At 63.9% G+C, this 23,196-nt stretch carries 32 protein-coding genes; 3 read left to right on the forward strand and 29 right to left on the reverse strand.

The window, feature by feature from the left end; all coding sequences use genetic code 11:
- Nucleotides 1–88: 88 nt before the first annotated feature.
- On the reverse strand, nt 89–268 hold the full coding sequence (locus V6M39_RS17440; protein WP_332645090.1) for a hypothetical protein: 180 nt from the start codon (nt 266–268) through the stop codon (nt 89–91).
- Nucleotides 269–668: 400 nt separating this feature from the next.
- Here V6M39_RS17440 and V6M39_RS17445 point away from each other — a divergent pair, with 400 nt between their 5' ends.
- Nucleotides 669–899, forward strand: coding sequence for a helix-turn-helix transcriptional regulator (locus tag V6M39_RS17445; protein WP_332645091.1), 231 nt, complete (start codon nt 669–671; stop codon nt 897–899).
- On the opposite strand, the gene V6M39_RS17450 is transcribed toward V6M39_RS17445, so the two are convergent.
- The 10 genes from V6M39_RS17450 to V6M39_RS17495 form a co-directional block, all read right to left on the reverse strand.
- Nucleotides 896–2,125 carry a tyrosine-type recombinase/integrase gene (locus V6M39_RS17450; protein ID WP_332645092.1) on the reverse strand — a complete coding sequence of 410 codons (1,230 nt, stop codon included), beginning with the start codon at nt 2,123–2,125 and terminating at the stop codon, nt 896–898. The two genes, V6M39_RS17445 and V6M39_RS17450, sit on opposite strands and share 4 nt — an antisense overlap.
- Nucleotides 2,126–2,479: 354 nt before the next feature.
- The gene (locus V6M39_RS17455) at nt 2,480–2,638 is read right to left on the reverse strand and encodes a hypothetical protein (RefSeq protein WP_332645093.1); all 159 of its coding nucleotides are present in this window, start codon (nt 2,636–2,638) and stop codon (nt 2,480–2,482) included.
- A 106-nt stretch (nt 2,639–2,744) separates the two neighbouring features.
- Nucleotides 2,745–2,960, reverse strand: a complete 216-nt coding sequence (locus tag V6M39_RS17460; RefSeq protein ID WP_332645094.1) for a hypothetical protein — start codon at nt 2,958–2,960, stop codon at nt 2,745–2,747.
- 128 nt (nt 2,961–3,088) lie between these two features.
- A complete protein-coding gene (locus V6M39_RS17465; protein WP_332645095.1) occupies nt 3,089–3,253 on the reverse strand; it encodes a hypothetical protein in 165 nt (54 codons plus the stop codon).
- A gap of 11 nt (nt 3,254–3,264) precedes the next feature.
- Nucleotides 3,265–4,875 carry an N-acetylmuramoyl-L-alanine amidase gene (locus V6M39_RS17470; protein WP_332645096.1) on the reverse strand — a complete coding sequence of 537 codons (1,611 nt, stop codon included), beginning with the start codon at nt 4,873–4,875 and terminating at the stop codon, nt 3,265–3,267.
- Nucleotides 4,876–4,936: 61 nt separating this feature from the next.
- Complete coding sequence (locus V6M39_RS17475; protein ID WP_332645097.1) at nt 4,937–5,206, reverse strand: hypothetical protein; 270 nt, start codon at nt 5,204–5,206, stop codon at nt 4,937–4,939.
- A complete protein-coding gene (locus V6M39_RS17480; RefSeq protein WP_332645098.1) occupies nt 5,203–5,655 on the reverse strand; it encodes a hypothetical protein in 453 nt (150 codons plus the stop codon). The genes V6M39_RS17475 and V6M39_RS17480 overlap by 4 nt, the downstream gene beginning before the upstream one ends.
- The gene (locus V6M39_RS17485) at nt 5,655–6,467 is read right to left on the reverse strand and encodes a hypothetical protein (RefSeq protein ID WP_332645099.1); all 813 of its coding nucleotides are present in this window, start codon (nt 6,465–6,467) and stop codon (nt 5,655–5,657) included. Before V6M39_RS17485 ends, V6M39_RS17480 begins: the two co-directional genes overlap by 1 nt.
- The gene (locus V6M39_RS17490; RefSeq protein WP_332645100.1) at nt 6,464–6,952 is read right to left on the reverse strand and encodes a hypothetical protein; all 489 of its coding nucleotides are present in this window, start codon (nt 6,950–6,952) and stop codon (nt 6,464–6,466) included. Before V6M39_RS17490 ends, V6M39_RS17485 begins: the two co-directional genes overlap by 4 nt.
- 27 nt (nt 6,953–6,979) lie before the next feature.
- Complete coding sequence (locus V6M39_RS17495) at nt 6,980–7,387, reverse strand: hypothetical protein (RefSeq protein WP_332645101.1); 408 nt, start codon at nt 7,385–7,387, stop codon at nt 6,980–6,982.
- Between the two features lie 40 nt (nt 7,388–7,427).
- On the opposite strand from V6M39_RS17495, the gene V6M39_RS17500 reads away from it, so the two are divergent.
- Nucleotides 7,428–8,444: an acyltransferase family protein gene (locus V6M39_RS17500; protein ID WP_332645102.1), complete on the forward strand. Its 1,017-nt coding sequence runs from the start codon at nt 7,428–7,430 to the stop codon at nt 8,442–8,444.
- Here the strand turns inward: V6M39_RS17500 and V6M39_RS17505 are convergent.
- Nucleotides 8,402–9,208: a hypothetical protein gene (locus tag V6M39_RS17505; RefSeq protein ID WP_332645103.1), complete on the reverse strand. Its 807-nt coding sequence runs from the start codon at nt 9,206–9,208 to the stop codon at nt 8,402–8,404. The two genes, V6M39_RS17500 and V6M39_RS17505, sit on opposite strands and share 43 nt — an antisense overlap.
- Nucleotides 9,205–10,299 (reverse strand): hypothetical protein, encoded by a 1,095-nt coding sequence (locus tag V6M39_RS17510; RefSeq protein WP_332645104.1) that lies wholly within the window; start codon nt 10,297–10,299, stop codon nt 9,205–9,207. Before V6M39_RS17510 ends, V6M39_RS17505 begins: the two co-directional genes overlap by 4 nt.
- A 24-nt stretch (nt 10,300–10,323) precedes the next feature.
- On the opposite strand from V6M39_RS17510, the gene V6M39_RS17515 reads away from it, so the two are divergent.
- A complete protein-coding gene (locus V6M39_RS17515; protein ID WP_332645105.1) occupies nt 10,324–10,662 on the forward strand; it encodes a hypothetical protein in 339 nt (112 codons plus the stop codon).
- Here V6M39_RS17515 and V6M39_RS17520 read toward each other — a convergent pair.
- The 16 genes from V6M39_RS17520 to V6M39_RS17595 form a co-directional block, all read right to left on the reverse strand.
- Nucleotides 10,656–12,530: a hypothetical protein gene (locus V6M39_RS17520; RefSeq protein ID WP_332645106.1), complete on the reverse strand. Its 1,875-nt coding sequence runs from the start codon at nt 12,528–12,530 to the stop codon at nt 10,656–10,658. The genes V6M39_RS17515 and V6M39_RS17520 overlap by 7 nt on opposite strands.
- The gene (locus tag V6M39_RS17525; protein ID WP_332645107.1) at nt 12,530–14,671 is read right to left on the reverse strand and encodes a hypothetical protein; all 2,142 of its coding nucleotides are present in this window, start codon (nt 14,669–14,671) and stop codon (nt 12,530–12,532) included. Before V6M39_RS17525 ends, V6M39_RS17520 begins: the two co-directional genes overlap by 1 nt.
- Nucleotides 14,672–14,821: 150 nt before the next feature.
- Nucleotides 14,822–15,187: a hypothetical protein gene (locus tag V6M39_RS17530; protein WP_332645108.1), complete on the reverse strand. Its 366-nt coding sequence runs from the start codon at nt 15,185–15,187 to the stop codon at nt 14,822–14,824.
- Complete coding sequence (locus V6M39_RS17535) at nt 15,184–15,615, reverse strand: hypothetical protein (RefSeq protein WP_332645109.1); 432 nt, start codon at nt 15,613–15,615, stop codon at nt 15,184–15,186. Before V6M39_RS17535 ends, V6M39_RS17530 begins: the two co-directional genes overlap by 4 nt.
- Before the next feature lie 2 nt (nt 15,616–15,617).
- Nucleotides 15,618–16,577: a phage tail tube protein gene (locus V6M39_RS17540; RefSeq protein ID WP_332645110.1), complete on the reverse strand. Its 960-nt coding sequence runs from the start codon at nt 16,575–16,577 to the stop codon at nt 15,618–15,620.
- A 3-nt stretch (nt 16,578–16,580) separates the two neighbouring features.
- Entirely contained in the window at nt 16,581–16,766 is a 186-nt protein-coding gene (locus V6M39_RS17545; RefSeq protein WP_332645111.1) for a hypothetical protein, read from the reverse strand.
- A 9-nt stretch (nt 16,767–16,775) separates the two neighbouring features.
- Nucleotides 16,776–17,240, reverse strand: coding sequence for a hypothetical protein (locus V6M39_RS17550; protein ID WP_332645112.1), 465 nt, complete (start codon nt 17,238–17,240; stop codon nt 16,776–16,778).
- A complete protein-coding gene (locus tag V6M39_RS17555) occupies nt 17,240–17,830 on the reverse strand; it encodes a hypothetical protein (RefSeq protein WP_332645113.1) in 591 nt (196 codons plus the stop codon). Before V6M39_RS17555 ends, V6M39_RS17550 begins: the two co-directional genes overlap by 1 nt.
- A gap of 3 nt (nt 17,831–17,833) precedes the next feature.
- Nucleotides 17,834–18,016: a hypothetical protein gene (locus V6M39_RS17560; RefSeq protein ID WP_332645114.1), complete on the reverse strand. Its 183-nt coding sequence runs from the start codon at nt 18,014–18,016 to the stop codon at nt 17,834–17,836.
- The gene (locus V6M39_RS17565) at nt 18,013–18,177 is read right to left on the reverse strand and encodes a hypothetical protein (RefSeq protein WP_332645115.1); all 165 of its coding nucleotides are present in this window, start codon (nt 18,175–18,177) and stop codon (nt 18,013–18,015) included. Before V6M39_RS17565 ends, V6M39_RS17560 begins: the two co-directional genes overlap by 4 nt.
- Before the next feature lie 72 nt (nt 18,178–18,249).
- Nucleotides 18,250–19,461 (reverse strand): phage major capsid protein, encoded by a 1,212-nt coding sequence (locus V6M39_RS17570; RefSeq protein WP_332645116.1) that lies wholly within the window; start codon nt 19,459–19,461, stop codon nt 18,250–18,252.
- A gap of 98 nt (nt 19,462–19,559) precedes the next feature.
- Nucleotides 19,560–20,258, reverse strand: a complete 699-nt coding sequence (locus tag V6M39_RS17575; protein WP_332645117.1) for an HK97 family phage prohead protease — start codon at nt 20,256–20,258, stop codon at nt 19,560–19,562.
- Nucleotides 20,255–21,397 carry a phage portal protein gene (locus V6M39_RS17580; protein WP_332645118.1) on the reverse strand — a complete coding sequence of 381 codons (1,143 nt, stop codon included), beginning with the start codon at nt 21,395–21,397 and terminating at the stop codon, nt 20,255–20,257. Before V6M39_RS17580 ends, V6M39_RS17575 begins: the two co-directional genes overlap by 4 nt.
- Entirely contained in the window at nt 21,394–21,525 is a 132-nt protein-coding gene (locus tag V6M39_RS17585; protein ID WP_332645119.1) for a hypothetical protein, read from the reverse strand. Before V6M39_RS17585 ends, V6M39_RS17580 begins: the two co-directional genes overlap by 4 nt.
- Before the next feature lie 13 nt (nt 21,526–21,538).
- Nucleotides 21,539–22,972 carry a hypothetical protein gene (locus tag V6M39_RS17590; RefSeq protein WP_332645120.1) on the reverse strand — a complete coding sequence of 478 codons (1,434 nt, stop codon included), beginning with the start codon at nt 22,970–22,972 and terminating at the stop codon, nt 21,539–21,541.
- Nucleotides 22,902–23,132, reverse strand: a complete 231-nt coding sequence (locus V6M39_RS17595; protein WP_332645121.1) for a hypothetical protein — start codon at nt 23,130–23,132, stop codon at nt 22,902–22,904. Before V6M39_RS17595 ends, V6M39_RS17590 begins: the two co-directional genes overlap by 71 nt.
- Nucleotides 23,133–23,196: the final 64 nt, after the last annotated feature.

Genomic DNA, 23,196 nt, shown 5'->3' on the forward strand with positions numbered 1-23,196 from the left:
CTGGGTCTGGCAGTATCGATCCGGCACCCGAAGGCTACGGAACCCGCAGCGCAAGATAAAGGACAGAAGATGATCCGCGAGGCCGGCGCTAAGAGGCTAGGCGAAGACCGACGAGCGCCAGCGTCTCGTCGCAAATCTGCCAACACACGTCCAAAGGAAGGCCCGCCCGAACTATGAGGATGTCGCCGTCGATCCATAGCGCCACGTCCTCAAGGCCCTCGACTTCGTAGACCTGCACACCCAGCGCGCGGACGATCGTGTACTCCATAAGCACTCCCCGAGATGAACGGCCCCAGGTTGTCAGAGGGCTTGTCTCGATAGTGCGGCACCCGTGCGGAAAAGGTTACGGATTTCCCGCACGAGTGCCATGGCACTTCTTACTTGCAGCGTTCCCGTTCGTCTCGCGTCCACTCCCATAGGCGCTTGTTGACGACGTGGGCGATTGGTACGCCCGTCCGTTTGGACTTCTTGATTGCCGGACCCCATATCCGATCGGGCGATCGGACGGTGCGGTTTGGTGTCTTTGCCACGCTGGCTCCCTTCCGGCCCCCCACCTCTAACCTGTCACAACCTCGTGACAACACAAGACAACTACCCCGATCGCACACGCGGACAGCCTGTAGCCCCCACCCTTGGGTGTGCGCTCCCACGCTGGTCCTCGAGATGCCATGGGGCGAACCTTCGCCGAATACGTCACAGAGCGCATAGGTGAGGCGATCTTCCGCAGCGGCCTATCCATCCGTCAGGCCGGTAGCGCGTCGGGGATCAACCACATGACGCTGCATCGAAGCCTTGCGGGGGAGCGGGTGTTCAACCTTGATGACGTGGCCCGCATCGCCTCTGCTCTGGGGCTCACGCCCGCCGAGCTGATGAACGCGGAAGGGTTCGAGCCCGTCTAGGACTCGAGCTCGCCCATTGCCCGTCGTTGCGCGCCGAGACTGTCGCCGCGCTGGTACTTGTAGGTCTGTTTGACGTCGGCGTGTCCGAGGAATTCGGCGGCGACGCGTTCGGGCCAACCAAGTTCCTCGAGCCATGACGCCGTGGTCTGTCGTGCGGAGTGTAGGGCGTGATGGTCGACGCCGGATGCTTTGAGGAATGCGGCCCAGCGGTTCCAGTCGGTCTTGTGTCCGATCGGTCTGCCGTTGTCTTGTGACCAGACGCAGGCCATTGGGTCGGGCTCTGTGCCGTTCTCGTGGCAGCGCGCCAGGTATGCGCCGTAGTGGGCCATGAGGTGTGCACGGAACTCGGGGAACATGACGACGGTTCGGTTGCCTGCGTCGGACTTGGGGACGCCGAATGTGCCGTCGTCCTCCAGCGTGCGGGCGATGGTGACGGTGTTCTCTTCGAAGTTGACGAGACCCCACGGGAGACCTAGGACTTCTGATTGTCGGAAGCCCATTTGTAGGGCGGCGTACCAGCGGGAGATGAGTGGGTTGTCGGCGCCGGCTGCTAGTACGAGTTTGGCTTGCGCGACGGTGAGCCGGTCGCGTTCGGTGGTCTTGGTGCCGGGCGCGTCCACGTTGCTTGTCTCGGCTTCGAGGATCAGCTTCTCTCGGACGGCTACCTTGAGGGCGCGGGCCAGGATGACGTGGGTCTGTCGTGCCGTGGATTCGGATAGGCCGTGGCTGGGGGAGTGGTGACACTTGCCGGTCTTGGGGTCGGGTGTCGGGCAGGGCTCCTGCATCCTGACGTACATGCGCCGGATGTGCTTGGCTTCGAGCCGGTCGAGTCGGTGCATTCCGATCAGGGGCACGATGTACTGGTCGATCTTGGAGCGGTGCGATTTCTTGGTGGACTTGCGGATCGGCTTGGGGGGTGCGGATGCGATGTCCTCGAGCCATTCGTTCATCCAGGTCTTGACGGTGTGCTTCTCGCCTTCGCGTGCATTCTTGGGTGGGGCTTTCTTCAGTGCGGCCTTGAGCTTGTCCGACACTTCTCCCTTGGTCTTGCCGTATAGGGGCTTGCGGTCGCGCTTGGTGCCGTCGCTGCCGTAGGAGATCGTGGCGACGTAGCGGCCCTTGCACTTGTGCTCAGCGCGTTCGCCGTCGACCAGCGGGGGGCAGGTCGGGTGGTCGTGGCGCTGGTAGATGGAGCCTTCGCCGCGGCCTCTGCGGGTGGTTGTCATGTGGTGAGCCTTTCCGTGTAGCCAATAATGTAGCCATACGCAGGCCTACCCTGTCACACCAAGGCGCGTAATCTGCTGGAATTCCGGTCATCTACGCTCACCATTCTACCGTATCCAAGGACTCATAATCCCTGGGTCGCGGGTTCGAGCCCCGCCCTCCCTACAACTGAAATGACGGGCCGGATCAGACATTGAGACCGGTCCGACCCGAATGAAATGTAGCCAAGCATGTAGCCACAGACTCAAATATCGGCCCTGAACGCACGAAAGCCGCCCGCCATCCGAAGATGACGGGCGGTTCGTGATCGTGCCGCATGGAAACCGGCGCGAGCATGTTGTTAGCTGATGCCGATCTTACGCCAACCGTGTTCCCCAAGCCGTGAGTGTCCGCGCGATTCGTGGTCTCGCGTAGTCCCAGCCGATGCTGATGAGCGCACCGTAGACGAGGTATGCGCCTTTTGCGAGGTCGTGGGGGAGTGTGGCCCAGGACTCGAACGGGGGACGGTGGTTCATGCTGTCATCCGGCCGGCGAAGAATGCGAGCGCGGGCAGGGTGACGGGCGACGTTGCAATGGCGGCGACGAGTAGCGCCCACCCGAGGGCTGTGGCGCGTTCACGTCTCATCGTCCACACTCGCCGGGGTATGCATCGCAGCGCACCGAGTCGCAGTGTTCGCACATGCCGCGATGGTGGCGCGGGTTGCCGTCGTAGCCCCAGACCACGGGAGCGAGGCAGTGACAGACGGCATTGCCGCCGCCGAAACGATCCTCGCCGGGGTCGTCGAACTCAGGGCCAAGCGAGGCCAGGAATCGGTCGACATCGAAACCCGCGCTCACGAGTCGTCGCCTTCATCGCGCCACAGTTGCGGCATGGCGGGAGGTGTGTCGTCATCGAAGGCGTCTAGCGCGACGGTGCACGTACCCTCAGGCTTCTCGAATCCCGGCCGCGTCGTCCACATGGCGGGCTACTCGTCCACGTTCGCGTCGGCCAGACCAAGAGCAGCGTTGGCGACCAACAGGAACGCAGCCGACTGCTCACCATTGATGACGCCGTACAGGACGACGACAGCGAGGCCGGCGTTGACGAGGCGGTAGATGTAGCGGCGGGTCTTCGGTGACGGGTTGGTCATAAGGGTTCCTTCTACTTGAGGGTGATGACGAACTTGAGCGGGTAGTGGTCGGACAGTTTGACGCCGCGCGTGTTCCAGCGGTTCTGCCGTGTGACCGTCACATCGGCGTCCTTGTGAGCAATCACACCGTCGAGGTGGCGACCGTTCAGGAACGTGGCGATCGTCCGGTTGCCCTTCTCGACGAACTCGTATGCCTCGAGCGCCTTGAACGGGTTGTCGCCGCTCGTGCCGTCCCAGTTGAAGTCGCCAGCTATGACGGTGTTCTCGCGCGGGATACCTAGTGCGTCGGTGTCGGCCCAGAACTTGGCCGTGATCGAGCGCACCTGTCCGGCCTGTTTCGCCGGCGCACGGTAGTCGGTGTGAATCTCAAGGAAGGCGTACTTCTTGCCGTCCTTGATGCCGAAGAACGCGCCACCCCATTTGAGCGTGGACAGGTAGGCGTAGATGCTGTCGGAGTATGCGCGCCGTCCGATCAACCTGGGTGCCGACGGTTTGTGCCAAATCCCTTTGGCGCGACGCATCCACGGGGACAGGTTGCCGATGACGGTGTTCATGCCAGCACGGAGGTCGGACTGGCTGGCCTCGCATGTGAGGAACACTTCGAAGCCGATGTCGAGTGCGTGCCGGGCAACGTCGTCGCCGCGGGTTCCGTTCTCGGCCTTGTAGCCGTTGTGGATGTCTGATCCGGCGATGTTCCAGTGCAGGCCGGTGACCTTGGTGGCAGGCTCAACGACAGCGATCGGTGCGGGTGTTTCGTCCAGCTTGGCGAATGTGAGCGCGCCGGGGTAGCCGTCTGATGCGCCACCGGGTGCGAGGTCCGCTGCGGATGAGCCGAAGCCCCATGCGACTTGCAGTTTCTGGAGCGCGTTCCGTTCGGTGGATGAGAAGTTGTCATCCGGCGTCCACGTCGGCAGTCCGAGTGCCGTGTTCCAGGCAGTGATGCGCTCACCGAGTCGGAGCGCGTCGGGACCAACAGCGCCGAGCCTCCACGTCGAGGGCTGACCCCACACGGGTGCGGCGGTCGGTGTAGGTATCGGCGCAGGTACGGGTTCCTGTACGTCGGGTGTCGGGGCGGGCGTGGCTCCGGTGATGGAGTCGTACACGCGCTGGCACTCGGCAACGTACTTGCCCCATGCCGTCGAACCGAGGTACGGGCCGGGGCAGGCGGTCGCGGTGAACGACGAGTGCTTGCGCAAAGTCACGCCGCTAACCGGACGCCCCAGTTTGTAGGTCTTGTGGAGGTGCGCGGCGAGTCGAGCTCCGGTCTTCCAAGTGTTGTCAGCGACCAGCCACTGAGGGCCAGCGGTCGAGTTCGCGTGCTCAATGCTGATGCCGTACTGGTTGCCCGTCGATGAACCCGTCGACCATGCGCGGTCCTTGTCCCACACGAACTGGCGGACAAGGTTGCCGTCCACCCCGTAGTGGGCGGATGCTTCCCGGTTCTGCCACACGTTGTAGCAGGCGGTGAGTGCGGAACCTGTGCCACTGCCGACGATCGTCATGTGGTGGACGACGACGAACCTGATCGTCCGCGATGACAGTGACGTGAAGTGCTTCGTCAGGATCGTCTCGTCGAACTCGAGAGCCGCCCAGTCGTATTGCGCGGGTGTGCGTCGGGTCATGCGGACCTCCAAGGGGTCGTCGAAATGCCCGCCCCCGAGCGGGTCGTTGCGTTTGTGGTGGTTACTCGCCAGTGACGGAGCCGCGCACGGTCCCGGCCGATACCTGGATGTAGAGGCCGTTCGGGAAATGCAGCGGCGGATCGAAAGCGATGTGCTTGGACTCAGACGCAGCAAGCCGGATGTCGCAGTACAGGGTTCCGTTCGCGTCGGTGTCCTTCAGCTGCGCCCGAGCCGCAGCGGGCGTGCCCGCATGCTCGGTGACGTCGATGCGGTGGACGGTGCGGATCTTGCGCTGTGCCGGCAGGTTGCCGGTGAACGGGAGGGACATCATTTCAGGACCGCCTCAAGTGAGATTTGGAATCCGGGTGTGGTGCCGCCCGTGAATGCCATGTCGAACCAGAGGCGCGACCAGTAGCCGCCCAACTGTCGCCTTGGGATCACGAGACTGTTCGAACCGTCGTTGTTGACAGCACCGATCGCCTCAGTTGCGACCTCGCCGAACGCACCATCGGGGAGCATGCCCTGATGCTCGGTCGGGTTCAGCGACAACCACAGCGGGTCTTGTGTTGAGGCGAACCGCGACTCTTCGGTCTGGTTGCGGGTGTGCATGGCCGCGATCTGAGGGACCACTCGCAATGACGCCGTGGTCGGTGCGCCCGTGACACCTTCGACGGTCAGCAGCCAGTCGATCTCCGTGGCCCATCGTGCGGGGATGCGGAACGACCCGAACGACGCCGTGAACGACTGGCCCCGGTAGAAACCCATCTTGTGCATCGTCATCAGACGTTCCTTCCGGTTACGCGGATTCGCTCGACGTAGGCGTCGGCGGCGGTGCGTGACCCGGTGTTGAGGGCGCGGAGGTCGATCGACACGTTCAGGCCGTTGGCGAATCGGGTCAGGGTGGACGACTGGCCGGTCAGCGCGGAGATGGTCGCATCCTCTGCGCCGCTGTCACGCAGGGTTCCTTGCTTGGTGTCGTTGAACCGCACACCCCGGTACTCGTTAGCAACCGGGTCGATCTCCAAGCCCATCAGCACGACGTTCCGCTTGTTCTCGTTCGGTGGCCACGCGGACCAGTCGAACGTGGAGATGTCAGGCTCGGCGGTCGCGGCACCAAGCACCGTTCCCGATGCGGCACCGTGGCCGGGAAGGATCGTGTAGGACGGCACAGCATCGGTGCCGGTCTTCACATCGAAACGGTTCGTCGGGAAGTCCGCGCCCGTCGTCTTCGTGAACACGCGACGCAGCGAGTAGTAGTTGCGTGCGCCCGCGTTGTCGGCCTGGTCGACGCCGATCTCGATGGACCGGACGTTGTTGTCGCCGTACCACTGCGCCAACGACACCCACGCCTCGACCGTGATCCGGTTGAACCGCTCGTAGTACGACAGCCGCTTGATCGCCGTCGCGATCTGGCTGTTGGTGTTCTCCAGCCCGATCCACATTGCGTGCCGGTCCCACCCAATCGGCGGGTTGTAGGTGCCGGAGTACAACTGCTCGAACCCGTGGAGGTCTGGGCCGTCGCTGAAGTCGTAGTCGTAGAGGATCGTGGAGTCGGGGTACTTTCCTCCGAGCGCGGCGACGAGGCTAGTCATGATGCAACTCCCGTGATGATGTCAATGAGGTCGCCCGTCACAGCGTCGGTCTTAGTCCAGACGTAATGCGTGCCCGGTGCATAGGCGGGAAGTGTGGGACCGGCGTAGGACACGCCGACCTGCGCCGTGATCGCCGCGCCGAGCGTGGCGATGGACTGCTTGAGGTCGAGTGCGGCCTGCCATCCCGCGCTAGGTGCAACAGTGGGTGAGAAGTCGTCCCCGTTGACCTTGGTCAGCGAGGCGTAAGTGACCGGCCCAACCACGTCGGTGACAGTGGCGTACTCGTCGCGCCCATAGTCGACACGCTCGACGAAGTTCCAGCACCACGTCAGGCCGGTCGGCTCAACCTCGACCGTCACAGCCCCATCGACAAGAACCGCCCGGAACGAATCCGGCAACGTGCCGAACCCGACCGGGCGTCCCTCGATGTAGCCACGCGGGGTCGTGGTGCCGTTGCCGACAGGAGCGAAAGTAACGAGAGTCATGAATGCTCCTGTGAAGAGTTGGGGGGATTAGCTGCCGGTAGAGATGCGCTGGTAAACCTCAAGCGCGACCATGACGACACCGATGAACCAGCCGGCATACTGGATCGGCTTCCACGCCTGGTCTGCCTTGCGGTTCTCCTTCTCCGCAGCAAGGTCGCGCGCTTCCATCGAGTCCTTCACGGCCTTGGCAAGCTGGATGCGCGTCTCCTTGTCGGCGACCGCACCCTCCTCGAGCGACTGAATGCGGGAGTCGTGGCGGTCGATCTTCTCGTCCGTGTGCCCGAACCTGTCGTCATGCCCATCAACCCGGCCACGAAGATCTGAGACCCGTTCGGCGATCAGGTTCGCTACACCCTCAATGCGCGTCAACTGGACCGCGGTCGTCTCCACGATCGGAACAACGGGCGGGTTGCTGGGAACCGGAGAATCTGTCATTTCGCATCCGTTCGTGTGGTATGGGGCGTAGGATTCGGCAATGGACACGCAGTCACGATTGGGCTACATGCCAGCCCTTGACGGGTTGCGTGCGGTGGCGATAGTGCTCGTCGTCGCAAGTCACGCGACGCCCCAGCTGACCTATGGCCGCGTCGGGGTTGACGTGTTCTTCGTGCTGTCGGGGTTCCTGATAACGACGCTGATCGCAGACCCGATGCGGTCGGGCGCGTTCTCGCGGCGACGGTTCTACGCCCGCCGTGCGATCCGGCTCGTCCCGGCCCTGCTGGTCGGCGTGATCGTGTTGACCCCGGCCGCGCTGTTCGTCATGGACGACCCCGGCAAGGTCTGGTGGGGGGCATTCGCGGCGTTGCTGTATCTGGCCCCGATTGGCCCCGTGACGATCTTCTTCCACACGTGGACGCTCGCGTTCGAGGAATGGTTCTACCTGCTCTGGCCACTCGCCCTCGGTCGCATGTTCCGTGATCGGCTAACCGCTCGGCAGGCGATGATTCTCGTCGCCGTCGTCGCGCTCACCCTTCAGGTGGCAATGGCGGCGGCTCCCGGTTTCTACTTCTTCCGAGTCTCCGGCCTACTGCTCGGCTGTGCGCTCGCCCTCTGGTGGATCGACGGCGGGCGCATCTCCCGCCCCAGCCCGACCCTCGCGCTCGGCATTTGCATGATCCTCGTCGGCGGTGGCTGGATGTCACCCGCGGACCACGCCGCTATCCCGTTGCTGCTGGGCGGGTGGGGGGCCGTTCTGGTCATCGCTGCACTGGTCTCAGGTGCAGCAGGGGTGCTACGAAGCGGCCTCGAGCTCGGCCCAGTTGTCGCGGTCGGCGTCGTCTCATACGAGTGGTATCTGCTGCACGCGCCGATGATGCGGATGGCTCACGAGTGGGGCGACGGTTCGCGCTGGGCGGTCGTCCCCGTGTCGCTGGTCCTCGCGTTCGGGCTGCATCGGTTGTGCGTCCCGATCCAGGCGCGGCTACGTCGGGGCGGAACTACACCGGTCAATCACCAAGACGGCTCCGCAATGATTCGCCAAGCGACGGCGTAAGAGCCGACGTCCGTCATGACCGTGCCCGAGATGGGCGGGTTCGTGTTGGTGGTCATGAAGCCATCGGCGCCGAGGGTGTGCCCCAGCCAGCCATCCGTAGCGTCGGACCCGTTCTTGTGCCCCAGGCCGACATTGCCGCCCGTGAGGTCGGTGATCGTGAAGAGGTACGTGCTGCCTGCGACGACAGTCGCGGAGATCGGGCCACTCGTCAACTGCACCAAGTTGGTGTTGGTGAACGGGGCAACCGTGTCGACGCCCGCAACCTCGGTGCCGAGCGTGTTCGTCGTCGTGTCGTAGTTCCAGACCGCGAAGCGGTACGTCCTGCCGGAGACGGGCTTGTGCCGGACGGCCATTCGCGTGATCGTGGCGTTGATGTCGACGACTATCGCTGACCCGCAGGTATAGCGTGTGCCCGCGCTCGTGGCGCCCGCGTACAACAGCGGGGGGAAGGCGTCATCTATCGTCGCAGTGCCACCGCCGCCAGCCGGAACGGCCCACGTGTTGTCGCCGCGGAGGAACTTCGTGGCGTCGGCAGTGCCCGAGCCGAGCACTGCGGTAGGTACGGGGCCGCCCGTGAGGTCGGCGCCGTCGCCCGAGAACCCAGCCGCAATACCGTCCCACAGCGACCACGTGGTTCCGTCGTCGTTGCGTTCGACGCCATGATCTGAGCAGGGGTAAAGCGAGCCCACCGGGACCGACGCGGCAGCAGGGCGGGCGGCGTGGTTGCCCGGGTCGAGGAACAGGTCGATTACGCGTGTGGTCACAGTGGAACCTCCGTGAGAACGAGCTGATTGTCGGCATCCCAAACCAACTCGGGGACACCTCCTACGACGGTCGTCAGGGGAACCGTGACGGTCGAAGTCGCGGCGTCGAGTTGAGCAACAGTCGCCGCGTCCTGCGGGTTCGTGCCGTCCGCGAGGTCGATGATCTTGTGCGCGTCCATGTCGACGTCGACGACAGGGTTAGCGAACTCGTCGAGCGTGTACGCCTTGACCACGGTCGCGAGGTCGGTGATCGTCGATGCCGGCTGGTCGTGATCGGATGGCGGGAACGTGTCGGGGTGGTCAATCTCGTCCCACGTCAGAAACGCCGGCATGGGACCGGTCGAGGTGCCGTCTCCGTTGTCGACCCATCCGTCAGTGTCGGCGTCCCCATACGCTGCTACGTTCGCGGCGTAGATGGACCCGTTGCCCAGGTAGACCGGGCCGGACAGTTCCCCAAGTAGCGCGGGCTGACCGATGCTGAACCGCAGTCCTGCGTACACGGCGTCCGGGTAATCCTCGAGGAGCCCGCCAACGTCGATGCCCCACACCGAGCGATTCGTAGCGCCGCCCGGCTTCGGCTGACCCCAATCACCGAGCGAGCCAACCCACGTACTGTCGGTGCCGCCCGTAACGAATCCCGCCAGGCTGACCGGCGCGACCCCCAGGTCGACGCCACTTGCGTCATGGATCGTGAGGCGGGCATACGCCGTGTACGAGTTCGCGTGGCGCACGTTGAACGCGACCTTCAGATCGGCGTCGCCAATTGGAATCAGGGTCGTGCCGTCAATCGGGTCAGGCACCACATTGGCCAGCGGCCCGGTCGACGGCAGCGAGAACGCGAACCCGTAACCGAACGTCACATTCGGGTCCACCCGGAACGACGTACCCGCATACGTGGCGTCCATTGCGGTCGTGCCACCCGTGGGTGTCGCGTCGTCGGTCCACGTCAACAGGTCGACCGGCTTCGGGTCCGTGCACAGGTTCGTGATGAGGGTTTCCCCGACGAGGGAATCCACGTACTCCTTGGAAGCCTTCTCCGCGAGCATCCCGTGAATGTTGCGGATCTGCCGCATGTACCGCGCTTCGGTCATCCGAGTGACGCATGCCAGTGGAAGGTGACCGCGCCCGAGCCGGACGTGCGGTACATGTTGACTGTAAACGATGTTGCCGAGGTGCCCGTAGCGATGGCCGTCGATATCAACTGCGGCGACGAGAAGACCGGGGTGACCGTGACCTTGGGGGCCGATGCGAAAGCGGTCGGGAAGGTCACCGCCACAGACACGACACTGCCAGCAACGGTCGTGACCGAGCCCGTTCCCACCTGTGTCCGGCCCTTCAGATACAGAAGGTTGTCACGGATCTGCTCGTTCAACTGGGCAGCGGTCAAGACGGCAGCAGCAACCCACGTCGAGGGAGCGGTCCATGCCATGGTGGCCTCCTGTGAAAGTTATTGAGCGAGAACGTAGGAACCGTCGAGCAGCCCCCGCGTGGCGTCATCGAGGACGAACACGTCATAGCCCGGAGTCGTCGGTGACACGTTGAACACGAACCCGTATGACTCGTGGCCGATGGTCTCCGTGTAGCCCTCGATGAAGAAGTCGATGCTTGAGGCGGGCGCCTGTGCGGGCAGTCCGGCTGCGGTCATCTTCGTACCGACCGTTGCGGCGAGCACTGCCGCCTGATCGCCGACCGACAACGGCATGAGGTTCACACCGAGCGTCGGAATCCGTGTCGCCGGTTCCTTGTAGCGGGCCACCCTCATCGCCGCAGCCTGATACGCAGCGTCCACACTGGCAGCCAGATCCAGTGACGTGCGGGCGTACCCGTAGGCGTCAATGCTGGCCTGGTCAATCACACGCGACACCGAACCGTCAGCACTCGTCGCGGACACGTCATTAGCGAGCAACGAACGGTCAGCCCTCGGCGAGATGTCTGCCTGAAGCTCCTGATCGGCCGCGCTCAACGTGAACGCCGACGCAGTGTTGTACCGCGCCGCCCGACCCTTGAACGTGAGCGTGTTGTCACGCGCGTCATACAAGACGCCGCCCTCGGTCTCCTCGACCGTGCGCATCACATCCAGTGCCGTACTGCCCGCCGTGTCGAACGCCGTCAGAGCGCCCGTACCCGAGTCCACCGACAACTCGCCAGACGGGACGCCGGCATAGCGGGCAAGCCGGGTGATACGCGCCGACGCCGTTTCGTTGGCGAACGCATTCGCACCAGACTCGGCACGGTCAGCGATGGTCGCCAAGTTCGCGTTGATCGCCACGTGTGCGAGGTCATAGTCGTCACCCGTGTTGGACTTCGCCGCGAGCTTGTTGAACGTGATCGCACCCGGGACCGCAGACGCGCTGGACCCAACCGAGACCCCGTTGCGATACAGAGTGACGGTCGTCGTACCCGCAACCCGGATCGCACGCGCCGCGAAATGGAAGAAGCCAGCCGCCCGATTGTCCACAGCGCCAGTAACCGTGACGATCGTGCCAGTCGCGGCGTCGTACAACTGCGCCGACAAGAACCCGGTAGCCAGGATCGTGCCGACATTCAGATAGGTGGGCGTGCCCGAGTCGGTCACCGTGTCGTTGTAGACGCGAACCTGACTCATCGCAGACGCCGTGTCGACGTTGGCGAATCCCTCGAGCAGCACACCCGTAGTCGTGTTCGCCGCAACCGCCCCGGTCAATTGCTTGGTCGGGGTGCGCAGGTTCGCTGCGGTGCCCAGACCCAGCGGACCGGAAGCGCCACTGAACACAGATGTACCCGTGGACGTTTCGTACCACATTGGCGCACCATTGCCAGATGCGTCGGTCGCCTGAGTCGCGCCGGCTTCCTCCGACAAGGGGTAGTACGCCGAGGGTGCGCCGTCGAGATACACGGCCTGGATGTTGCTGCCCCGAAGCTCTGCGCCGAAGCCGAGGCGGGCGATGCGAGAGTGTGCCGTGATCTGCGCCCACGCGGTGGCGTCGGTGCCGTCCCATGCGACCGGCCATTCGTCCACGTAGCCGAGGAAGCGCACTGACGCGATGCCGCCGACCGGAGTCGACGTCACCCTGATCGGTCGACCGATTTTGACGTTCGGGTAGTACGCGCCGCCCGTCTTGCCGAGCGTGAACCGACCGTCCCTGTTTTCGAGGGTCAGCCTCAACTCGTTCGCGTCACAGGTGCCGAACTCGTCGGCGCGACCATGCGTGATGGTGATGCCCTGTTCGAGCTCGACGTAATCCGAGATGTCGGTCCACGTGCGAGACGCCGCTGCCGTGGAATAGCCCGAGTCGAACGCCACCTCCACGACGACGTTCGGCATGTAGTTCGAGGTGACCATCAGGTGCGCAACCCGATCGGACGGCCCGAGTCGCGCTCGAACTTCACGAGGGACTGCGCGACCATCTTGCCGTCGAGCATCAGCTGCACGACAAGAGGCGGCAGGGATGACACGCCACCACGGGACGCGGTCATGACGCTGCCACCAGACGGCGCGTGCGATGCCATGTACTGCTCGGTCTTGTGATTCGGGATGACCTGCGAACCCTTGGGCAGGTTCACAATCTCGGGGCCTTCCTCACCAACCCACGTCAGACCACCGCGCCAGTTGTCCGTACCCTTGGCGTTCCCCGAGATGCCACCAATACTGCCCGACACGGCAACACGAACGGTCTTGCCGTTCATGCCATTGATGTACCGCTGAATCGCATACAGCTTGTTGAATGCCGCCTGCGTGTCCGCGTGGATCTTGAGCTTGGCTTCCTTGCCATTGAGCTTGCCCATGGCTGAGTTGACTTGGTCGATCTTCTTGCGTTCGTCCGCGATGGCGCCAGTGGTTCCGTGGACGGCGCCGGTCAGTTTCTGTGTCACCTTTGCGGCCTTCTGCACCTCGCCAATGCTGCCCATGTTGGTCTTCATGTACGCCCTCGTTGCGGCGTCAACCTTCTTAGTGGCCTTCTCGCTACCCAGGGCGGCGTCGAGAACCGTCTTGTACGACAGGCCGACCTTGTTGCCAGCCGTGAACGCGCCCGTGTCAGCCAGCGTCTTAGCAACCGTCGAGCGGGTCAACTTCGTCATCGCGCCGGTCTGCGCGTCAAGAGTCGCCGTGACCGTACCGACCGCAGCCTTCATGCGAGCCTGCGATGCCGCGGCAGCGTCTCCACGCTTGGAGAACACCGCCAGAAGGCCACCCGCGCCACCGATCGCAGCACCCCACGGGCCACCGACAGCGAAGCCCGCAGCAACACCGGCACCAACCGTTGCAAGGCCGCCCATACTGGTCTCTGCGCCGCCAGACTTCGCCGCCAGCACACCAAGACCGGCCGCGGCAGCAAGCGCCCCACCCCTCACCGCGAGGGACGACGCGCCAAAGGAAGCGTGCCCGGCCGCTGCGCGCTTAGCCGCCAACTCCTGAGCATTGGTAGCCATCGTCATCACACGCATCGCAGCAGAGGCCAAATACAGGCCAGCGCCGAGCGTGCCAACAACGCCGACCAGAACCTTGACCGTGGTCTGGTTACGGTCAACCCAGTCGATCATCTTGAGACCGACCTCGGACAGTTTCACCATGGCGGGCAAAACCTTCTCGCCGATCGCCGTGCCCATGTTCTCGAGCTGGGCCTTCAGGACGCGCTGCTTGTTCGCAAGCCCATCCGACGTGCGCGCAAAATCGCCCTGCTGATCGCCAGTCTGCTTCATGATTGCGGACTGCGCGGCAAGCGCCTTCTGCTGTTGGGTCAGCGGCCCAATCGAGCCCGTGGTCGCCTTCTTCAGCCTGTCCTGAGACAGGCCCAGAGCGGCCTGGGCCTTGCGCGCCTCAAGCGACTTGGGGCCGAACTCGGCAATGGCCGCGTTCACCTTGCGCTGGCCCTCTGAGACCGCGACCTGTGCCGCGGTGATCTGCGCCTTGTTCTTGGATGGCTTCAGCAGCCCAATGGACATCGCCTCAGCCTTGAGGGTTGCATCATCCAGCAGCACGCCAAACCGGCGCAGGGGCTCGGCCTCGCCACGCATGCCGGCACCAATAGCCTCGATGGCCTCCTCGGGCGAGGAGTTGTTGAACGACGCCATGTCACCAGCCAGCTTGACCATGTCGGTAGAGAACCCCACGAGCTCCTTGCCCGCGAGCCCCGCCGACTTGCCAATGATGCCGAACGTGGCCGCGCCATCAAGCGCCGTCTGCTTCGACTGACCCATCGAAGCGGCCGCGCCCGCAGCGAACTTGTTCAGCGCGGCAGTCGACTCCGCACCAAAGACCTGCGCCACCTTGGACTGCGTCTCCGCAAGATCGGACGCCTGCTGGCCCAGCTTGTACGCCGCAACACCAGCAACCGCGAAACCGCCAGCCAACGCCTTACCCGCACGCTGACCGACCCTGTCCAGGCGCGAACCGAGCTTTCCGAAACGCTTCTCCACGGCAGACACTAAACCGGACGTGGAATCCTTGCCCAGGAACTCGATCGTGATCTTACGTCCGGCCACGTCGAGTCACCGCCTATTCAGTCTCAGCAAGGGCTTTGTCCATTTGCGCGAGATACTCAGAGACCTCGCGCCACGTCATCTGGTCGATGTCCGCAGGGGTGATGCCGTAGAACTTGGTCAGGGCGGGCAACCGCTTCAGCAGCGCCCGCCTTACGCTTCCGGGGAGGCGGGCTCCACGTCCTCGCCAATGACATCGACGTCAGACGCATACGAGACGCTCTCGAGGCTCTCCAGCAGGTCGGCCGGCTTGCCCTGCGACAGGTTGCACGCCCACTTGAAGATCCCGATCAGGTCGACGCCCGGGTTCAGCGTGATCTCTCGGATGAGGGTGGTCACCGAGTAGCCCGTCTGGCGTCGGATCTCCATCTCCTGCACGCCCGTCAGTTCAGACGGGGTGAGAACGTAGTCGACGCCATCGACACGGATGGCGAACGACTGGTCCAGCTCCTGCTTCCGCTTCGCCTCGGATGCGGGGGTTTGCTTCTTCGCCAACGATGGCCGTTGTGTGTTGCTCATGCCAGTCCCGCTTTCTCGATAAGTCGACCTAGACCCTCTGCGGCCTTCTCGTCGATGAGCGGGCCGTCCTTGCGGATGGTCGGCCAAACGAAATAGCCCGCGTTTTCACCGTTGCCGCGCCACGGCTGGAACTGCTGCGTAGTCGGTCGGCCCCGACCACCGAACTCGGCACCGGCAGCGGCCGGGTCGCCGAGGGTGATGGCCGCGAACTGTGCGCCGGCCGATGCCTTGATCGTCGGGGCCACGTGCGCCGCTGTGGAACCAAGGCTGGTAGCTGCACCGCGGGCGTCCTCGGCAACCATGTCCGCGATCGGCTTCAGGGTCCGACGCATCTCGCCCTTGAAGTCGTCACCGAACTTCCGCAGCGCCGCATTCAGTTCCTTGATGCCCTCGACACGCAGCGTGTCGTTGCCGGTTACCCGGGCCATGGTTAAGGCGTGGCCTCAGACGTGGTGTAGGCGACAGTGATCGGCGTCAGAGTGCCGTCGTACTCGCCGACACCCGTCAGGGTCTGCTTCAGGCCCGTATCATCATCCAGGTCCAGGTCATCGAACCGCGCCGAAGGGATCGTGACGACCAGCGTGTTCGTGCCGTTCGTCCACGTCCCGACGATCGCAGCCGACAGACCCGAAACCGTCGTCGAGTGAACCCGGTTCCACTGCGTGAGGGAATCGAAGTCAGCCTCGATCGCGAACGTGATCTCCAGCGGTCCCGGCGTGGGCTCCTTCTGTGTCGCGGAACCCTTGATCGCCTTGCGGCCCGTCTTCTGGGACAGGTTGACCTCAACCTTGATGTCCGTGATGTCGATCGCCGAACCGCCAACCGAGACCACGCCACCAACCCAATGGAAGTTGTCCATGGACGCCGGGTACGACGCGGTCGCCAACGCGATACCCGTCGACATGGCCGCGAAGTCACACTCGAGCTCGGCCAGCAGCATCTCCTCGACACTGTTCGACAGGGTCCACTTCGTGACCTTGCCACCCGAGAACGTCACCGCCTGGTTCGTGCCAGCAGGGTTGAACGGCTCGTTGAACTGTGCGGTGAACGACTTCCCGATCGCCAGCGACGACGTGCCCTCAGTCGCCGTGTGCGTGTACGGACCCGCGCCGCTCGTTGCGACGTCGGGGAGCATGTGCTTCAGCCAGAAGCCGAACCCCTTGGTCATCACGTCCAGCGCGATCGTGCCCTCCGCGTGGTCAAGGTACGGCACCACGCGGTTGGACCTGCGAGCGCGCGAACCGACACGGAGGGGGTTGCCCTCGGTGCGACCAGCGACGGCCTTGATCGGGGTGGACGGTTCGTTGTACTCGAAGAATCGCGTCACCGTGACCGGAGTCGCATAGGTCGACTCATCGACCACGCCGAGCTGATAATCCATTGCGCCCATGGGTCAGGCTCCTTCGGTCTGGTTGGTGGACTTCTTGCCCGGCCGCCAGTTGTCCGGCTGGTCGAGCAATGACTTCGCGAGGTCTGCGTCGACCTCAACCGTCTCGCCGTTCTTGACCTCGAGAAGGTTCGCGGCAGGAACCTCGACGGCATCGAACGGGCCGACGTACTTGACGGGCGTGGTGGACATGTGGGGCTCCTACGTGAGTCGGGCGTTGTACTTGACGGGAATGAGGAAGTGACCTGCTACGGAATCGTTCGAGAGGGACTCGTCCTGCGAGCCGGCACCCTCGACGACGATCCACTTGAGGCCGGTGACCCCGAGCGTTTCGCCGTTCTTGTGATCGCCGATCCACGCGCAGGCCACTTCGCCGATGTCGACCGCGCGCTGGGCCGCCTCCTCGGCGGTCTGGTTCGGCGCCCACGCGAAGACGACAACCTCAAACGCGGTCGTCTCATCGAGGAAGTTCCGGCCAGCACGCAGCGACGCAGACTTCAGGTCAATCTGCGCGTTCTTCGACCAGACGATCTCGCGGTTGTCGTGATCCCCGACCGGAGCCTGGAACCCGACTGCCACCGACTCCATGCCTGCGGTGCCGTTGATCTCGGTGGCCAGCGCGGCCATCAGTGCAGAACGGACGGCGACAACGATCGAGCCGGCCATTAGGCGAAGCTGCCGATGTTGAGCATCGCCTTGTACCCGAGGATCGTGGCGTCAACCTCGGGGTATCCGGTCGGTCGGTTCTGGCCTGCCACCACGAACGACTCAACGCCCATCTCCGTGGACAGCGACGTGCGACGCGCATTGGCCGATGAGTCCGCGGCAGTAGCCATCAGGTGCGCCCGCGTGCCCTTGAGCGCCATCTCCTTGACGTCTGCGGGCGGTGCGGTCGAGTAGCCGTACTCATACGTCACGACGACGTTGGAGTAGCCCGTAGCCCACGTGACGGGCGAACCACCCGACAGCCGCAACAGCACGCCGCCGCGAACGATCAAGTCATCCGTGACAACAGCACCATCCTCCGTCGCCGAAACAATCGCCTGGACATAACTACGACGCAACGGAATCCAATTCGTGCCGCCGTCATAAGCCTCGTCAACAACCATGCGGGTGATGAACGACGTACCGACCTCGCGCTCGAAGATGGCAACGATGTGATCCGCCGCAGCCTCGCAACGAGCCTCGGGATACTTCGTCACGTTGTCGACGTCGGGCAGCGCCCGCAACTCGGCAAGCGTGAAGTAGTCGGGCATGGGTCAGCGCTTCTCGGGCTTCTTGGCGGCAGCCTTCTCGGGCTTCACCTCTGCGACCGGAACCGCGACACCCTGCGAGATGAGGTCGACAGCCTCACCCTCGGGAAGGTCGAGAACCGTGCCAGCCTCGGGCCAGCGGACGCCGTTGCGGCTGCCAGCGATCTTGATCTTCATTTCGACCTTCATCGGGTCTCCTTCGATTGGTCGGGAGTAAAGCCCGCGAATCCGAGCAGTTGCGTCAGGGCCTCGGTGGTGATGTGGATGATCCCGGGCTCGAACTCGGTGAGCCAGATGAGCTGATCGTTACCATTGGCGTCTTGCCTGACCCACTGCATTTCGGTAATCAAGATGCCGCCTCCTTGAACGTCGCGGGCTAGATGGAAATGGCCGGGCACCTAGGCGGGTCCGGCCACAACCGACTAGCTCGCCGCGTGGACGAAGCTCTTCAGGGCGTTGGCGTCGACCGACACCGTGCCGTGACGCGTGAGCGCACGGAACGTCGTCATGTCGGCGTCAAACGCGAAGTCGTCGCTGCGCTCGAAGCGGAAGCCGCCCGCGATACGAACGACCAGCGAGGACCAGTCACCGAACAGGATCGACTTCGCCGACGCAGCCGGGTCGGCCACGTTGGTGTCAGTCAGGACCGGCTTGCCGAGCACGAGGTCGGGGGCACCGACAACGACGGACGGCTGCCAGGCGTAGACGCCATCGGCCGACTTCAGCTTGCGGACCTTCGACGCGCCGATGTCAGACATCAGCCAACCGCACGAGTTGCTGTTGCGGTACGGGGCGATCACCGAGTAGTACAGGTCGATGAGGAAGTCGAAGCCCTCACCCTCGGTGGACTGCGTACCGAACGAGGTCACGGCACCGATGCCGTTGCCCGCCGTCACACCAGCCGAAGCCGCCGCGATCGCAGCCGTGACAGCAGCGGCGCCGACAGCGTTGCCGAGCGCCGTGCCGGCCGACCGGGCGAGGTAGCCCTCGAGGTCGACTCCGGTGTCGTCCAGCAGCTCCTTGGTGAACTGCGTCAGGTAACCTTCCTTGGTCACGGTCGAGTTGACCGAGCTCAGGGTCGGGTCGCTGGCCGAGATGGCCGAACCCTCAGTGACGGCTCCAGCAGTCGAGTGCGCAGTGGCACGCGGCAGCTTGATCGTCTCGCCCGACTGGGTGCGAAGGATCTGCGGGCCGAGCTGCAAGACCGAAGACGTCTCGATCAGGTACTCCCAGAGCTGACCGTAGAAGCCGGCCGGGATGACACCCGCGCCAGTCGTGGTCGTCTGGTCGGCGCGAACCTCGACGGGGATGTTGTACTCGCGCTGGCCGTTGCCCTTGAGGAACGACCGAAGCTGCTCGGTGCGCTCTTCCCTGCGCTTGTCGGGACCGGAGTTGGGCTGCTCGTCGATCTTGGCGAACGCGGCAGCGATGGAGCGATCCTCTTCGAGGGACTCCTCGAGCTTGCGAACACTCTCGCCGTAGCTGATGATGTCGGCGTCCATCTTGTCGAAAGACGACTGCTCTTCGGCGGTCAGGTCGCGCTTCGCCTCGATGGCGACGTCGAGGAGAGCCTTCTGCTCTTCACGGACGCTGGCGCGCTTCTCCTTGAGATACTTGGCGAACTCTGCACTCATGGCAGGTTCTCCTTTCTCGCATGCTGGGCATGCGGAAAACCCCGAACAGGTGTTCGAGGTAGGGATGGGTGGAATGACTCGGCGGTGTTCGCCCCGGGTCAGTCGGCCTGTTCAATCTCCAGTGCGCGCCGCATCACACGGAGCCGCTCCCAAGCACTGCCGGTTTCGCCGCGCGCCTCGGAATCGGAACCACCGTCACTCAGCGGAATGACCACTGGTGCAACGGTGAGAATCTTGGAGAGTTCGCCAGCCGCAGCCAACGCCCTCACTTCGGTCACGTCGAGATCGCGCTTCTCCGCAAGGGAGCGCAGACCGGTCGAGGTGTCCAGGTACGCCGGCTGATCGACCGGCGCCACATCAACAAGCGAACCAGAGATGAGCGTCCGCATCGGGAAGCCCTGCTCGGTCATGGCCCAGTCGTCCTCGTGGGTGTAGAACGCGAATGACGACTGGCTCACGTCGCCACGTTCGACGAGCTTCCGAACCCGCTCAGAGTCCGCGTCGTCCAGCAGGTCAACCTCGTAGTCGAGGCCGGTGTCGTCGATGCCGATACGCAGTGAACCCGCCTGCGTGGTGCCGAGCAGCAGCTCATGGTTGTACCGAGCCATCACGCCCGCCCACGCAGCGTCACGAGACTTGTCGAAGAAGCCCCGCTCGATCTGCTCGACGAAACCGCCGAGGTTCTGAGACAGCTTGTTGAACTTGGCCGCGTACCCGCCGATGCGGTTCGAACCGCCATCGGCTGCACGCAGTTCGACAGCGCCGCGCGTGAGGCGGCGTTCGAGGTTGTCGGTCATCGGATCTCCTTCGGTGCGGGCGCTGATTGCTTGAGGGGTGTGTAGTCCTCGCCCTGACCATCAGGGAGCGGTTCGAGGTCGTCGAGCGCACGCAACTCGTCGATGTTCTTGAGACCGATCGTCCGGTCAATCTGGAAGACCTCGTGCCGGGTCTTCAAGTCGGTGCGGATCATCGCGTCAACGTTGAACCGCAGGTACTCGTCGGGCTTCATGAACGCCTGAGTGAACGCTTCCTCGATCTTCACCAGCCACGGACGCAGTGTGTACGTAATGAAATTGATCGTGTTCATCTCGACCGTGGAATAGGTCAGCGACGAACCCGTATCGCCGCCGATCATCTCGGGAGGCACGCCGAAGATGGACGCGATCTGCGAGGCCGTGGCGCGCGACGAGGCGATGAACCCGGCGTCGTCCGCGCTGATCTTCAGGAGTTCGTACTCCCAGTCCTTGCCCATAACGAGCGGCTTGCCGGACTTCAGCTTGGAGATCATGCGCTCCGAGATGACCTCGGCCTGCGTCTCGTCCAGTGTTGTCGCGGTGTTCTTGAACGTCGACGACGGGATGGTCTTGTTCTTGAACCAGTCGTCAGTGAACTCCTGCGCCCGCATACCCGAGCGAACCGCAGCAGCGGCAGCCGCAATCGGCGAGATGCCGCGCGTCTGACCGGCGACCGAGAAGGCCGGGATGTGGAGAATGTCGTCACGGTCCAGCTCGCGACCGCTGTACCACCACCGCGGGCCGTCCGGATTGTCCGTGACATGCACCAGCGAAGGGTCCAGCCAGACAATCTTAGTGGGCTTCAGGAACCCATCGCGGGCCACGATCAGCCCGAACGCGTTGCCGTCCAACAGCGCCGACACCATCAGCCGATGCAGCCACGCAACACGCGTCCCACGAGCGGCAGGATTCGCCACAACCTCGGGAACGTCGATCGGCTGACGCGTACCATCCGACCGCTTCACAGCCGCCTGGATCGGCAGAGTGGACACCGAGTCAGCGATCAATCGGACCGCGGCATACACCGGGATCAGATTCAGTGCCGAGTTGCCCTCGGTCAGCAACGGACTATCGCCACCATGCGACCACGGCAACGACGTCACGGCTCGCGTCTCCTCACGACCACGGAAGAACAGGCTCATTTACTGGCCTGCCACGAAGCCACAAGCGCGCCAGAGCCGACAACCATCAGCGGCAACGGCTCCCAGACGAACCATGCGAACACGGAGAGGCAGGCGACGCCGGTCAGATCGAGGAGCTTGGTCCACATCGCACGGCCTCCTTCAGAAGATTGATTGGAGCGGGTCGTAGTCGGCATTTTGGGAGGCGCCCCACAGGGCTAGGGTCACGGCCTCGAGCATCGAGACGTCGCCACCCTTGCGCCCCCAGGCGCGACGCTCACCGACCGTGCGCCACGTCGCAACCGCCACAGCCTCGTTCAAGTCGTCGTAATTGCCGTGCTCAACCTCGTCCGCCTGCACACGGTCGTACAGGTCGGCACACGCACTCAGATAGTCGTCCGTTGTCGACACGGTCACGTCAACATCCGCGGCCCGCAACGCCTCAATCAGAGACTCGGCCGGCCCCTTACCGTCGACCACCACAGGGATCTTGTGCTCGTCCTGGATTCGCTTACACTCAGCGACCACCCAGTCGGTTCCACGCCCTCGGACAACCGCGCCAAGGTGCGGCTTCGTGCCCATGTTCGACACATCGCCGATCGACGTCCACAGCCGGTCAATCGACACGGCCACGCCAATCGCGCACGACCGGCCGGGCTCGGTGTCTGTCGCCCGGTCGGGCCACACGCCCTCACCAAAAATCGTGTTACCGCCAACAAGCACAGGCCAATTGCCGACGCCAAGCTCCTCGCGGCAGAACCCAGCGAGCGACATCGAGCCAAAGAAGTTGCCGATACGCTCCAGCGTTTTACGGATACCCAGAGACGGATTCGCAATCGCCCACAACTTCGGGTCTGACGGATCGCCCGCAATCACACCCTGGTCGTCATACGGCACCGACCACTCGAAGAATGCCAACGTGTCATCGTCGCCAGAGATCCCACGCCGACGCACGCGCGCAAGAACATCGCACGGGGCAAGCATCCAGTCACCCGGAGACGACGTGTACCAAACCTGCGGATTGGGTCGCGCGCCAACAGAGGGCAACTGCGCGTCAATCGCAGAGTCCGGCAGGTTGTACGCCTCATCCAACACGAGCTTGTCAGGCGAAAAGCCACGACCCGCACCCGTCGAACGAGCAACGAACCGCAACCGCTTACCATCGTGCAACTCAATGCCACACTCGCCACCGGTCGACGAGTAGAACTGCCGAACCATCGGCGCGTACTCGGCCGACGCCTCGATCAAACCCCGGATACGGAGGAACGCCTCCCGCGCCGTCTTGAACTCGTGGGCACTGTGCAGGATCAACCGATCCTCATCACACACGAACAACCAGAACAGCTCGAGCGCCTCGATGATCGCGCCCTTGCCATTCTGGCGAGGAACAATCAGACCAACCTCGAACGCCTGCCACCTGCCATCGGCCCGCTCACCCAGCGCGCCCCGGACTACATACTGCTGCCACGGGTCCAGGTGTAGGCCGAACGCCGCGGCAAGTTCGATGCACTCGTCGCCGGCAGAACTAGACGCCTTCGGAACGTGCTCGAGCCTCGGCGTCTGCCTGCCTCGCTGCGCGACGCTCCTTGAGCTCATCCGCCGTCGCCTTCTTTCCAGCCTCGGGGATCGACTCAAGCTCGGCCATCACCGCACGCAACTCACGCGACAACGAGGGGGCCGTCTTCTCGTCGGCGTCTTCGATCAGGAGGGTTAGCGTGTCGCGCAACGTCACCAAACGGGTACGCCGATCAGACATGGCTCACACCCCGCTAGGTCGTCGGACAAAAGGCCTGCAATACCGGGCGAAAAAAAACTTAGAA

The organism is Aeromicrobium sp., from assembly GCF_036675695.1.
Taxonomy (GTDB): Bacteria; Actinomycetota; Actinomycetes; order Propionibacteriales; family Nocardioidaceae; genus Aeromicrobium.

Coding starts and splice junctions, on each gene's coding strand:
- V6M39_RS17440 (WP_332645090.1), bottom strand. CDS start 268: ATGGAGTACACGATCGTCCGCGCGCTGGGTGTGCAGGTCTACGAAGTC.
- V6M39_RS17445 (WP_332645091.1), top strand. CDS start 669: ATGGGGCGAACCTTCGCCGAATACGTCACAGAGCGCATAGGTGAGGCG.
- V6M39_RS17450 (WP_332645092.1), bottom strand. CDS start 2,125: ATGACAACCACCCGCAGAGGCCGCGGCGAAGGCTCCATCTACCAGCGC.
- V6M39_RS17455 (WP_332645093.1), bottom strand. CDS start 2,638: ATGAACCACCGTCCCCCGTTCGAGTCCTGGGCCACACTCCCCCACGAC.
- V6M39_RS17465 (WP_332645095.1), bottom strand. CDS start 3,253: ATGACCAACCCGTCACCGAAGACCCGCCGCTACATCTACCGCCTCGTC.
- V6M39_RS17470 (WP_332645096.1), bottom strand. CDS start 4,875: ATGACCCGACGCACACCCGCGCAATACGACTGGGCGGCTCTCGAGTTC.
- V6M39_RS17475 (WP_332645097.1), bottom strand. CDS start 5,206: ATGATGTCCCTCCCGTTCACCGGCAACCTGCCGGCACAGCGCAAGATC.
- V6M39_RS17480 (WP_332645098.1), bottom strand. CDS start 5,655: ATGACGATGCACAAGATGGGTTTCTACCGGGGCCAGTCGTTCACGGCG.
- V6M39_RS17485 (WP_332645099.1), bottom strand. CDS start 6,467: ATGACTAGCCTCGTCGCCGCGCTCGGAGGAAAGTACCCCGACTCCACG.
- V6M39_RS17490 (WP_332645100.1), bottom strand. CDS start 6,952: ATGACTCTCGTTACTTTCGCTCCTGTCGGCAACGGCACCACGACCCCG.
- V6M39_RS17495 (WP_332645101.1), bottom strand. CDS start 7,387: ATGACAGATTCTCCGGTTCCCAGCAACCCGCCCGTTGTTCCGATCGTG.
- V6M39_RS17500 (WP_332645102.1), top strand. CDS start 7,428: ATGGACACGCAGTCACGATTGGGCTACATGCCAGCCCTTGACGGGTTG.
- V6M39_RS17510 (WP_332645104.1), bottom strand. CDS start 10,299: ATGACCGAAGCGCGGTACATGCGGCAGATCCGCAACATTCACGGGATG.
- V6M39_RS17520 (WP_332645106.1), bottom strand. CDS start 12,530: ATGGTCACCTCGAACTACATGCCGAACGTCGTCGTGGAGGTGGCGTTC.
- V6M39_RS17530 (WP_332645108.1), bottom strand. CDS start 15,187: ATGAGCAACACACAACGGCCATCGTTGGCGAAGAAGCAAACCCCCGCA.
- V6M39_RS17535 (WP_332645109.1), bottom strand. CDS start 15,615: ATGGCCCGGGTAACCGGCAACGACACGCTGCGTGTCGAGGGCATCAAG.
- V6M39_RS17540 (WP_332645110.1), bottom strand. CDS start 16,577: ATGGGCGCAATGGATTATCAGCTCGGCGTGGTCGATGAGTCGACCTAT.
- V6M39_RS17545 (WP_332645111.1), bottom strand. CDS start 16,766: ATGTCCACCACGCCCGTCAAGTACGTCGGCCCGTTCGATGCCGTCGAG.
- V6M39_RS17550 (WP_332645112.1), bottom strand. CDS start 17,240: ATGGCCGGCTCGATCGTTGTCGCCGTCCGTTCTGCACTGATGGCCGCG.
- V6M39_RS17555 (WP_332645113.1), bottom strand. CDS start 17,830: ATGCCCGACTACTTCACGCTTGCCGAGTTGCGGGCGCTGCCCGACGTC.
- V6M39_RS17560 (WP_332645114.1), bottom strand. CDS start 18,016: ATGAAGGTCGAAATGAAGATCAAGATCGCTGGCAGCCGCAACGGCGTC.
- V6M39_RS17570 (WP_332645116.1), bottom strand. CDS start 19,461: ATGAGTGCAGAGTTCGCCAAGTATCTCAAGGAGAAGCGCGCCAGCGTC.
- V6M39_RS17575 (WP_332645117.1), bottom strand. CDS start 20,258: ATGACCGACAACCTCGAACGCCGCCTCACGCGCGGCGCTGTCGAACTG.
- V6M39_RS17580 (WP_332645118.1), bottom strand. CDS start 21,397: ATGAGCCTGTTCTTCCGTGGTCGTGAGGAGACGCGAGCCGTGACGTCG.
- V6M39_RS17585 (WP_332645119.1), bottom strand. CDS start 21,525: ATGTGGACCAAGCTCCTCGATCTGACCGGCGTCGCCTGCCTCTCCGTG.
- V6M39_RS17590 (WP_332645120.1), bottom strand. CDS start 22,972: ATGAGCTCAAGGAGCGTCGCGCAGCGAGGCAGGCAGACGCCGAGGCTC.
- V6M39_RS17595 (WP_332645121.1), bottom strand. CDS start 23,132: ATGTCTGATCGGCGTACCCGTTTGGTGACGTTGCGCGACACGCTAACC.